This is a genomic window from Nocardioides sp. P5_C9_2, assembly GCF_054049555.1.
On sequence record NZ_JBFUMD010000071.1, the window covers coordinates 1 to 11,061 of the forward strand.

Here is an 11,061-nt window from a genome sequence, read left to right on the forward strand (position 1 = left end):
CTTGGTGTCGAGGCCGGTCAGCACCACGACCCGGTCCTCCCCGCTCGGCGCCACCGAGGAGTCCACCGCGGCGCGGGCGCCGCGGGCGTCCTCGGCCAGCTCGGGCCACGACGAGAGCCAGGCGTTGACCTCCGAGCGGCGGGCCGCGGGCACGACGATGCCGACGGTGCCCTGCACGCCGGCGGCGACCTCGACGACGGCCGCGCGGGTGGCGGCCTCGAGGTCGGGGGTGTCCGGCAGCTCGCGCGGGGCCTCGCCCGTGCGGCGCACGGCGTCCGGCAGGTCGGCGTCCAGGCCCACCCGCTGCGCGTACGACGCGGCGTACTCGTAGATCTCGGCCGAGTTGCGGTAGTTGGTGGAGAGGTGGAACTCGTGGACCTGCTTGCCCTCGAGCGCCTCGGCGCGGGCCTCGGCGCTCTCGGTCGGCACCGGCCACGACGACTGCGCCGGGTCGCCCACGATCGTCCAGCTCGCGGTCCGACCCCGGCGACCGACCATCCGCCACTGCATGGGGGTGAGGTCCTGCGCCTCGTCGATGAGCACGTGCGCGAAGCCGTCGTCCTCGATGCGGTGGGTGGGCGGGGCCCAGGCCCGCCCCGTCGGGGCGTACTCGCGCTCGGAGGCGGTGGTGAGCTCCTGGAGGTCGACCCCGCCCTCGGTCGCGGTGACGGTGTCGTCGCGGTCGTGGTCGGCGTCGGTCCGCAGCGGCACGTCCCCGAGCGCGTAGCGCAGCTCGTCGAGCAGGGCCACGTCCTCGACGGAGAGCCCGCCGCCGGTCCACGACTTGCTGAGCAGGCGCTGCTCCTCGGGCGTCACGACGCCCTCGCCGACGCGGGCGAGGACCTCGGGGTCGGCCAGCCAGCCCAGCACGGTGGGCGCATCGAGGGGCGGCCACCACGCGGAGGCGAAGTCGACGAACGCGGGGGTGGAGAGCATGTCGTCGTTGAAGGCCTCGCGGCCCCGCTCGCGACCGCGCTCGCCGCGCACCTGGCGCCACATGGCGTCGAGGAGCGCGTTGGCCACCCGGGGCAGCTGGCGGTTGCGGCGGCCCTGGGTCATGAGCTGGCGGCGGACCCGGCCCAGGACGCCCCGGTCGAGCACGAGCCGGTCGTCGCGCCAGAACACGCTGTACTCGGTCGGGCTGCCGGGCGCCTGCTGGCGCGCGGTGCGCCGCATCAGCTCGGCCATCCGGGCGGCACCCTTCACGTCGGCGACCGCCGGCTCGTCGTGGCGGGTCGCGCGAACCCCGTCGACCACCTCGCCGAGGCTGCGCAGTGCCACGGCGGTCTCGCCGAGGCTGGGCAGGACCCGCTCGATGTAGCGCATGAAGACGCCGCTGGGACCGACGACGAGCACGCCGCCGGACTCGTAGCGGCGCCGGTCGGAGTAGAGGAGGTACGCCGCGCGGTGCAGCGCGACGACCGTCTTGCCGGTGCCCGGCCCGCCGGAGATCGACACGACACCCTTGCCGGGCGCGCGGATCGCCTTGTCCTGCTCGGCCTGGATGGTGGCGACGATGGAGTGCATGCTCCGGTCGCGGGCGCGGCTCAGCTGGGCCATCAGCGCGCCTTCGCCGATGATCGGCAGCTCGGTCCCCGCCGCCTCGAGCGCCTCGGCGTCGAGGAGCTCGTCCTCGACCCCGACGACGGTCCGGTGGTCCGCTCGGAGCACCCGGCGGCGGATCACGCCCTGCGGCTCGGCGGCGGTGGCCTGGTAGAACACGGCGGCCGCGGGGGCGCGCCAGTCGATGAGCAGCGAGTCGCGCTGGGCGTCGCGCAGGCCGATGCGGCCGATGTAGCGGGGCTCGGTGTCGATGGCCGCGTCGAGGTCGAGACGGCCGAAGACCAGCCCCTCGTGGGCGGCGTCGAGCTGGGCGATCCGCTTCGCCGCCTGGAAGACCATCGCATCGCGCTCGACGAGACCGCCCTCGTGGCCGAGCCGCCCGCGCCCGTGGCCCTCGGCGGCGAGCTGCTGGGCGCTGCGGGCGCTCGCCTCGAGCTGGACGTAGACGCGGTCGACGTACTCCTGCTCGGCCGCGATCTCGCGTCCTTCGAGCTCTTCGCTCACTCCGGCTTCCCCCTGTGCACGCGCAACCTCCCGGGCTCCCACACCCGAGACGGCAGAAGATCCACACTACTAGGCCGGACCGCCGGACGAAGAAGTGACGACCGGGACCGGACCGGGGCCGCTACTTCCCGCGGTTGAGGAAGGCCGTCATCGCCTCGCGAGCCTCGTCGCTGGCGAAGAGGCTCGCGCTGAGGGCCGCCATCTCGGCCCCGCGCTCGTCGATGCGGCGGACCAGGTCGGCGTTGAGGATCCGCTTGGACTCGCGCAGCCCCTGGGCCGCGCCCGTCGCCAGGCTGGCGCACACCTCCGCCACGCGCGCGTCGAGCTCGGCCGYCGGGACGCTCTGCGTCACCAGTCCGTACGCCGCGGCGTCGATGCCGCTGAAGACCTCGCCGCCCAGGGTGGTGAGGGCCGCGGCGCGGGGGTTCATCCGGTGGTGCACGGTCAGGCTGATGATCRCGGCGGCCAGCCCGAGCTTGACCTCGGTCAGCGCGAAGGTCGCCTCGTCGGCGCTGATGGCGATGTCCGCGGCGGCGACGATGCCGATCCCGCCGGCGCGCACGGCGCCGAGGTTCTTGGTGACCACGGGCTTGTCCAGCGTCACCACGAGGCGCTGGAGGTCGACGATGCGCCGGGCCCCGGCCTCCATGCCCTCGGTGGTGGCCTCCCCCAGGTCGGCGCCGGAGCAGAAGACCTTCCCGGAGCTCTCGATGAGCACGACGCGGACGTCGTCGTCGGCCCCGGCGCGCTCGAGGTGGCCGAAGAGCTCGGTCACCAGCTGCCTGCTCAGGGCGTTGCGGTTGTGGGGCGAGTCGAGGGTGATCGTCGCGACGGCGTCCGCGACCGCGTAGTGCACGAGCTCCCCGGGTGGTGTGGTCATGGCCGCCATCCTGCCGCAGACCCATCCGTGCGACCGCGGGCGCCGAACACCTGACGTGCTCACCCGACTGCTCCAAGCCCTGTACGGCGTCCTCGCGACCCTCCTCGGGATGGCCGCCGCCCACCTCGTGGCGGCCCTCACGGTGCCGGCCGCCTCCCCCGTGCTGGCGGTGGGCTCCACCGTCATCGACCTCACCCCCACCCCGATGAAGGAGTGGGCGATCCGCACCTTCGGCACCGCGGACAAGGCGATCCTGGTGGGATCGGTCCTCGTCGTGGTGCTGGTCCTGGCCGGGGTGGCCGGGATCGTGGCCGCACGCCACCTCGTGGTCGGCATCTGCATGCTGGTCGGCCTCGCCGCCGTCGCCGGCGTCCTCGCCCTGATGCGGCCCAGCGCCGGCGCGCTCGACCTGGTGCCCAGCGCCGTGGCCGCGCTGGTCGGCGCCCTGAGCCTGGCGGGCCTGTACCGGTACGCGGCCCCCGCACCGCAGTCCTCCGGGACACCCGTCGAGCGCGGGGACGAGGAGTCGASGGACCACGCCGAGCCGACCCCGTCGTCCGCGTCGCGTCGCACGGTCCTCATCGCCACCGGTGGCGCCGCCCTCGCCGCGGCCGCCATCGCCGGCGCGGGCCGCTGGGTGTCGCAGATCCGCCTGAGTGGCACGGACATCTCCCTGCCGGCCGCCGCCGAGAAGACCGCCGCCCTGCCGGGCGGCCTGGAGGAGCGGGTCCCCGGCATCTCTGCCTTCCGGACCCCCAACGACGACTTCTACCGCGTCGACACCGCCCTCACCGTCCCGGCCATCGACGTCGACTCCTGGTCGCTGACCATCGACGGCGACGTCGAGCAGGAGGTCGAGCTGTCCTTCGACGACCTCGCCGCGATGCGGGTCGTGGAGCGCGACATCACCCTGACCTGCGTCTCCAACGACGTCGGCGGCCCCTACATCGGCGCCGCCCGCTGGCTCGGCGTACCCCTCCAGGACGTGCTCGACAAGGCCGGGATCGACGCCACCGGGGCCGACCAGATCCTGTGCACCGACGTCGACGGCATGACCATCTCGGTGCCGCTCAAGGTCGCCCTGGACGGCCGCGACGCCCTCCTCGCCCTCGGCATGAACGGCGAGCCCCTGCCCCGCGAGCACGGCTTCCCGGTGCGGATGGTCGTCCCGGGCCTGTACGGCTTCGTCAGCGCCTGCAAGTGGATCACCCGGATGACCCTCACGACGTACGACGACCAGCAGGCGTACTGGACCGAGCGGGACTGGGCGATCGACGCCCCGATCAAGCTCTCCAGCCGCATCGACACCCCCAAGCCGCTCTCGGACGGCAAGCCCGGCAAGACCTTCATCGGCGGCGTGGCCTGGGCCCAGGGCGTCGGCATCCAGGGCGTCGAGGTCCGCATCGACGGCGGGCCGTGGCAGAAGGCCGAGCTCGGCCCGGACGCCGGCGACGACTACTGGCGCCAGTGGTTCTACGAGTGGGACGCCGAGCCCGGCCAGCACTTCGTGGCCAGCCGCGCCACCAACAAGGACGGGGACGTCCAGACAGCCGTCCGCGCGTCGCCCTTCCCGGAGGGCTCGAGCGGCATCCAGGAGATCGCGGTCAACGTCGGCTGAGCCGTGCGCCGCAGCACGACGCCGTCCACGACGGTGCGCGGTCCCGTGGGACCTGGGCCTCAGGGGAGCCCGGGTCCCATTCCTCATTTCTTCTTCAACTTTCCTTGCACTTTTCCCGATCGGCACCAATCCACCCCGCGGGCGGTGCCGAACCATCCCCGTAAACCCTCCCGGGGACCCCCACGGCCCCGGAGCCACTCACGAAAGGCAGTTCCCTCATGAACCGCATTGCTCGCACGTCCGGTCTGGCCGCACTCGCCCTGACGATGTCCCTCGGCATGGCTGCCTGCGGTGGTTCTGACGAGGCCGACTCCGCCTCCGACGAGACCACCAGCAGCGCCTCCGAGACCCCCATGGAGTCCGAGTCGCCGATGGAGTCGGAGTCCGCCATGACCGACGAGGCCGCCGCCCCCTTCGGTCCCGGCTGCGCCGGCGTCCCGACCTCCGGTCCGGGTTCGGTCGAGGGCATGGCCGACGACCCGGTCGCCACCGCGGCCTCGAACAACCCCTTGCTGACGACCCTGACTGCCGCCGTCGAGGCGGCCGGTCTGGTCGACACCCTCAACTCGGCCGAGGCCCTCACGGTCTTCGCACCGACCGACGACGCGTTCGCCAAGATCCCCGAGAAGGACCTCAACGCCCTGCTCGCGGACAAGAAGGCGCTGACCGCGGTGCTCACCCACCACGTCGTCGGGGAGCAGCTGGGCCCGGACGAGGTGGCCGGCACCCACGACACCCTCAACAAGGACCAGGTCATGGTCGAGGGTTCGGGCGAGGACTTCACCGTCGAGGGCGCCACCGTCGTCTGCGGCAACGTCCCGACGGCCAACGCGACGGTCTACGTGGTCGACAGCGTCCTGATGCCGCAGATGTGATTGTTCGATAGACGACGGCTAGGCAAGGATCACCGACGTGGACCACATCAGAGCCGTACCTGACGGGGCGCCCGCACCGGGCGCCCCGTCGGGGGCCTCCCCCGCCGGCACGACCAGTGCCGGCCAGCTCGCCTCGCTCCTGCAGCAGTGCAGTCGCGGGGACGAGGCCGCCTTCGCGCAGGTGTACGACGCCACGTCGTCGCGTGCCTACGGCCTGGCGCTGCGCGTCGTACGCAATCCCGCCCACGCCGAGGAAGTGGTCCAGGAGGCCTACCTCGACGCCTGGCGCAGCAGCAGCCGCTACGACCCCGCACGGGGCAGCGCCCTGGGCTGGCTGCTGACGATCGTGCACCGCAAGGCCGTCGACCGGGTCCGCTCGGCCGAGGCCGCCACCCAGCGGGACGCGACCTACCACCGTGAGACCCGTCAGGTCGACCACGACCAGACGGCCGAGGCCGCCCACTCCTCGCTGGAGGCACAGCGGGTGCGGGGCGCCGTCTCCACCCTGACCGCCGTGCAGCGCGAGGCGGTCGAGCTCGCCTTCTTCGGCGGGTACACGCACACCGAGGTGGCCACGATGCTCGACGTACCGGTCGGCACCGCCAAGACCCGCATCCGGGACGGACTCATCCGGCTGCGCGACGCGATGGGAGTTGGGTCATGAACGACATCCACCAGTTGACCGGCGCCTATGCGCTGGACGCGGTCGACGACATCGAGCGCGCGCGCTTCGAGCAGCACCTCGCCGAGTGCGAGGACTGCCGGACCGAGGTCGCCTCGCTGCGCGAGGCCGCCGGCCTGCTCTCCGAGACGACCCTCGCGACCCCGCCGCCCGCACTGCGCGACTCGGTGCTCGCCGGCATCTCCCAGATCCGCCCCCTCCCTCCCGTGGTCGAACGCACCCCGGTGGTGCAGCGCCGTTGGTTTCCCTTCCTCGTCGCCGCTGCGGTGGTGGCGATCCTCGGTGTCGGTGCGGCCCTCTGGCAGCCCTGGACCGCTTCGCAGGACGGTTCGCTGACCGCCGCCGAGCGCGTCCTCAGCGCTCCCGACGCCCACTCGGTGGCCGTCGACCTCGGCAAGTCGGGCAAGGCGACCGTCACCCTCTCGGAGTCCGCCGGCAAGGCGGTCATCACCACCGAGGGCATGGCCCCTGCCCCCGAGGGCAAGGTCTTCGAGCTGTGGCTCCAGTCCCCGGAGGGGGAGATGGTCCCCGCAGGCCTGATGCCGCCCGGTGAGGACCAGCAGATGGTCCTGGAGGGCGACGCCGCGAACGCGACGGCGGTCGGCCTCACGGTGGAGCCCGCCGGCGGGTCCGACGAGCCGACCCTGCCCCCGGTCGTCCTGTTCGACTTCTCGCAGGCGACGTGAGCACGGCCGCCCCGCGACGCATCGCCGTCGTCGGCTCCGGCGTGGCCGGACTGACCGCCGCGTACGTCGCGTCCCGGACCGCGCACGTCACCCTCTACGAGGCCGACGAGCGCCTGGGCGGGCACGCCGACACCCACGTGGTGCCCACCGACGACGGCGAGCTGCGCATCGACACCGGCTTCATCGTCCACAACCGGCGCACCTACCCGACCCTGCTGCGCCTCTTCGCCGAGCTCGACATCGCGACCCAGCCCTCCGAGATGTCGCTGTCGGTCTCCGACCGGCAGACCGGCGTCGAGTACGCCGGCGCCCTGGGGGCCCGCGGCCTGTTCCCGACGCGCGCCGCGGTGACGTCGCCCGCCCACTGGCGGATGCTCGCCGAGATCCCGCGCTTCCACCGCCGCGCCCGGGTGGTGCTCGCGGCCTCGGGCTCCGCGTCCGACGGTGCCTACGACAGCAGCCAGGACCAGACCCTGCGGGCATTCCTCGACGAGGGYGGCTTCAGCGCCCACTTCGTGCGGCACTTCATGGAGCCGCTGGTGGCCGCCGTCTGGTCGTGCGACCCGGCGACGTCGCTGGACTACCCGGCGCGCTACCTCTTCACGTTCCTCGAGCACCACGGGATGCTGGGCATCTTCGGCTCCCCCGAGTGGCGCACCGTCACCGGCGGCTCGGGCACCTACGTGGCCGCCGTCGCCGAGCACCTCTCCGAGATCCGCCTCGGGACCAAGGTGACCTCGGTGCGCGAGACCCCCGACGGCGTCGAGGTCACCGACGGCAGCGGCGAGACCGCGTCGTACGACGCCGTGGTCGTCGCCACGCACCCCTCGCAGGCGCTGAGCATGCTCGAGGAGCCGACCGCCCTCCAGCGCGAGGTCCTCGGCGCGCTCCCCTACTCCCCCAACACGGCCCTGCTGCACACCGACACCTCGCTGCTGCCGGACGCGGAGGGCGCGCGCTCGTCGTGGAACTTCCAGCGTCCCCTCGACGCGACCGGCGCCGTCACGGTCACCTACGACCTGACCCGCCTCCAGCGGCTGCCCACCGAGACGCACTACCTGGTGACCCTGGGTGGGGAGCACCTCGTCGACCCGGCCACCGTGATCGACCGGATGGAGTACGAGCACCCGCTCTACACCCCCGAGTCCGTCGCGGCGCAGGGCAGGCTCCCCGAGATCGACACCGACCGGCTGGCGTTCGCCGGCGCCTACCACGGCTGGGGCTTCCACGAGGACGGCGCCCGCTCCGGCCTGGCCGCGGCCACCCGCCTCGGCCTCTCGTGGGTGCGCCCCGAGAAGGCCGCCCCGGTACGCCCCGGCCGCTTCGAGACCACCATCCGGCACACGCGTCGTACGCCGATCGAGCGCCGCTTCGAGCACCGCTCGACGTGCTGGCTCGTCGACCTCGACGACCTGCCCGACCACGGCCCGCTGGCCCGCTTCGAGGCGCGCGACCACCTCGGCGACCCCGGCGCCACCCTGCGCGCCAACGTGGAGGGCTTCCTCGGCGACAACGGCGTCACGCTGGGTGCCGGCCCCGGCTCGGGTCGGATCCTGATGGCCGCCCACCCGCGGTCCCTGGGGCACTGCTTCAACCCGATCAGCGTGTTCTGGTGCTTCGACCACACCGGCGCCCAGGCCGCCGTCGTGGTCGAGGTGCACAACACGTACGGCGACCGGCACGCCTACCTCGTCCACCCCGACGCCCAGGGCCGCGCCCGCACCGACAAGGCGATGTACGTCTCGCCCTTCCACGGCGTCGACGGCTGGTACGACATCGCCGTGCCGGTCCCGAGCGACCGGCTCGACATCGCCGTCACCCTGCGCGGCCACGACGCCGCCGACGGCGACTCCGCTCCCTTCAGCGCCTCGCTGACGGGCACCCGCAGCGACGTGCCGCTCCGCCGCACCGCGGGCGCGGCCCTGCGCGGGAGCCTGCTCATCCGCGTCCACGGCATCTGGCTGTGGGCGCGCCGCCTGCCCGTCCGTCCCCGCCCGACCCACCATCAGGAAGGTGTCCGATGACGCTCGACAACGCGCCCGCCACCGACGCCGATCAGGCCCGCGCAGCCGCCGACAGCCTCCCCTCGCTCGAGCCGCTCCGCCCGGGACCGCGCACCGCGATCTCCGCCGCGGTCGCCCGCAAGCTCTTCCGTGCCGCCGTCCGCCGCCTCGCGGTGCGCGTCGTCGAGGAGCCGACCGGGCTGACCTTCGGCCAGGGCGGTCCGGTCATGACCATCCACCGCCCCGACGAGTTCTACGCGCGGCTCGGCCGCGACGGCCTGATCGGGTTCGGCGAGTCCTACCTCACCGGGGCCTGGGACGCCGAGGACGTGGCCGGATTCCTCACCGTGCCCTCGGCCCGCATCGCCACCCTGGTCCCCGGGTCGCTGCAGAAGCTGCGCGCGCTGGTCACGCACCGCACGCCCAGCCACCACGTCAGCACCGAGGACAACAGCCAGGCCAACATCTCGCACCACTACGACCTGTCGAACGACCTGTTCGCGCTCTTCCTCGACGAGACGCTGAGCTACTCCTCGGCGCTCTTCGACACCTCGCTGGTCGAGACCCGCGACCCGGCCGCCGACACCGACCGCTTCCTCGTGGCGGCACCGCCCGAGGGCGCCGAAGGCGGCCACCCGCGCACCCACTCCCCTGACTTCGCGGCGGCGCAGGGCCGCAAGGTCGAGCGCCTCCTCGACCAGGCCGGCGTCACCGAGGGCTCCCGGGTCCTCGAGATCGGCACCGGCTGGGGGGAGCTGGCCATCCGCGCCGCCCGCCGCGGCGCCGAGGTCCACTCGATCACCCTCTCGGTGGAGCAGCTCGAGCTCGCAGAGCGGCGGGTCGCCGAGGCCGGCTTCGCCGACCGGGTGCGGATCGAGCTGCTGGACTACCGCGCCCTCGGTGCGGACGGCGCGACGTACGACGCGGTGCTCTCGGTCGAGATGATCGAGGCCGTGGGCCACGAGTTCTGKGGCACCTACTTCCAGACCATCGACCGGGTGCTCGCCCCGGGCGGCAAGGTGGCCATCCAGGCCATCACGATGCCGCACGACCGGATGCTGGCCACCCGCGGCACCCACACCTGGATCAACAAGTACATCTTCCCCGGCGGCTTCCTGCCGAGCACCGAGGTGATCGACCAGATCACCCGCGACGAGACCGGCCTGCGCCTCACCGAGCGGCTGTCCATGGGCAGCCACTACGCCGAGACCCTGCGCCACTGGGACGAGACGTTCCTGGCCTGCCGCGACGACGTGCTCTCCCTGGGCTTCGACGACCTCTTCATGCGAATCTGGCACTTCTACCTCGCCTACTCGCAGGCCGGCTTCGCCAGCGGTTACATCGACGTGCAGCAGATGACCTTCGGCCGGGAGGCCTGATGACGACCACGGCCACACCGACCCGGACGACGACGGGGATCGCGCAGCGTCTCGCCGAGGCGGCCCGACCGTTCCTCGCCGGCGACCTGCCCGTGCGACTGCAGGTGTGGGACGGCTCGGTCGCAGGGCCCGAGGACGCGCCGCTGGTCGTGCTGCGCTCCCCCGACGCGCTGCGCCGCCTGCTGTGGCACCCGGGCGAGCTGGGCGCCGCGCAGGCCTACGTCACCGGCGAGCTCGACGTCCCCGAGCAGGACGGGTGGGACCTCGACTCCGCCCTCACCCACGCCTTCGCCGTCGGTGACGAGCGCGGCCTGTCCGGCCCCCGGCTCTCGCCGCGCGCCCTCGTGGACGCGCTGCGCACCGCGGCCGGCCTCGGCGTGCTGAGCCGCCCGCCGGCGCCGCCCGCCTCGCAGGCACGGATCAAGGGCCGGCTGCACACACTGGGTCGCGACCGGTCGGCGATCAGCCACCACTACGACCTCTCCAACGAGTTCTACTCCCTGATCCTCGAGCCGCAGATGGCCTACAGCTGCGGCTACCACGCCACCCCCGACACCCCGCTCGAGGAGGCGCAGCGCGCCAAGCTCGACCTGGTCTGCACCAAGCTCGGCCTCGAGCCCGGCATGAGGATGCTCGACGTGGGCTGCGGCTGGGGATCGCTGTCCCTGCACGCCGCCGAGCACTTCGGCGCGCAGGTCACCGGCGTGACCATCGCAGCGGAGCAGAAGAAGTTCATCGACGCGCGGATCGCCGAGCGGGGGCTGGGCGACCGGGTCGAGATCCGCCTCCAGGACTACCGGGACCTGATCACCGACGACTGGGCCGAGCGCGACCACTTCGACGCGGTCGGCTCGCTCGAGATGGGTGAGCA

The 11,061-nt window shown here is 73.1% G+C and carries 9 protein-coding genes; 7 read left to right on the plus strand and 2 right to left on the minus strand.

Features of this window, described 5'->3' with window-relative positions:
• The coding region (locus ACXJKL_RS05605; RefSeq protein WP_457206074.1) for a HelD family protein at positions 1 to 2,067 on the minus strand (2,067 nt) is incomplete at its 3' end.
• 121 nt (positions 2,068 to 2,188) lie between these two features.
• Complete coding sequence (locus ACXJKL_RS05610) at positions 2,189 to 2,947, minus strand: enoyl-CoA hydratase-related protein (protein WP_457206075.1); 759 nt, start codon at positions 2,945 to 2,947, stop codon at positions 2,189 to 2,191.
• Between ACXJKL_RS05610 and ACXJKL_RS05615 the strand changes: the two genes are divergently transcribed.
• From ACXJKL_RS05615 to ACXJKL_RS05645, 7 genes are all read left to right on the plus strand, one after another.
• Positions 2,946 to 4,565 carry a molybdopterin-dependent oxidoreductase gene (locus ACXJKL_RS05615; protein ID WP_457206076.1) on the plus strand — a complete coding sequence of 540 codons (1,620 nt, stop codon included), beginning with the start codon at positions 2,946 to 2,948 and terminating at the stop codon, positions 4,563 to 4,565. The two genes, ACXJKL_RS05610 and ACXJKL_RS05615, sit on opposite strands and share 2 nt — an antisense overlap.
• A gap of 218 nt (positions 4,566 to 4,783) precedes the next feature.
• Positions 4,784 to 5,440 (plus strand): fasciclin domain-containing protein, encoded by a 657-nt coding sequence (locus ACXJKL_RS05620; RefSeq protein WP_457206077.1) that lies wholly within the window; start codon positions 4,784 to 4,786, stop codon positions 5,438 to 5,440.
• Between the two features lie 37 nt (positions 5,441 to 5,477).
• Positions 5,478 to 6,104 (plus strand): ECF RNA polymerase sigma factor SigK, encoded by a 627-nt coding sequence (gene sigK, locus ACXJKL_RS05625; protein ID WP_457206078.1) that lies wholly within the window; start codon positions 5,478 to 5,480, stop codon positions 6,102 to 6,104.
• Positions 6,101 to 6,808, plus strand: coding sequence for an anti-sigma factor (locus tag ACXJKL_RS05630; RefSeq protein WP_457206079.1), 708 nt, complete (start codon positions 6,101 to 6,103; stop codon positions 6,806 to 6,808). The genes sigK and ACXJKL_RS05630 overlap by 4 nt, the downstream gene beginning before the upstream one ends.
• The gene (locus ACXJKL_RS05635) at positions 6,805 to 8,832 is read left to right on the plus strand and encodes a DUF1365 family protein (protein WP_457206080.1); all 2,028 of its coding nucleotides are present in this window, start codon (positions 6,805 to 6,807) and stop codon (positions 8,830 to 8,832) included. The genes ACXJKL_RS05630 and ACXJKL_RS05635 overlap by 4 nt, the downstream gene beginning before the upstream one ends.
• Positions 8,829 to 10,190: a class I SAM-dependent methyltransferase gene (locus tag ACXJKL_RS05640; RefSeq protein WP_457206081.1), complete on the plus strand. Its 1,362-nt coding sequence runs from the start codon at positions 8,829 to 8,831 to the stop codon at positions 10,188 to 10,190. The genes ACXJKL_RS05635 and ACXJKL_RS05640 overlap by 4 nt, the downstream gene beginning before the upstream one ends.
• Positions 10,190 to 11,061, plus strand: an 872-nt coding sequence (locus tag ACXJKL_RS05645) for an SAM-dependent methyltransferase (protein WP_457206082.1), incomplete at its 3' end; no start/stop codon positions are given. The genes ACXJKL_RS05640 and ACXJKL_RS05645, both read left to right, overlap by 1 nt.

Coding starts and splice junctions, on each gene's coding strand:
- ACXJKL_RS05620 (WP_457206077.1), top strand. CDS start 4,784: ATGAACCGCATTGCTCGCACGTCCGGTCTGGCCGCACTCGCCCTGACG.
- ACXJKL_RS05630 (WP_457206079.1), top strand. CDS start 6,101: ATGAACGACATCCACCAGTTGACCGGCGCCTATGCGCTGGACGCGGTC.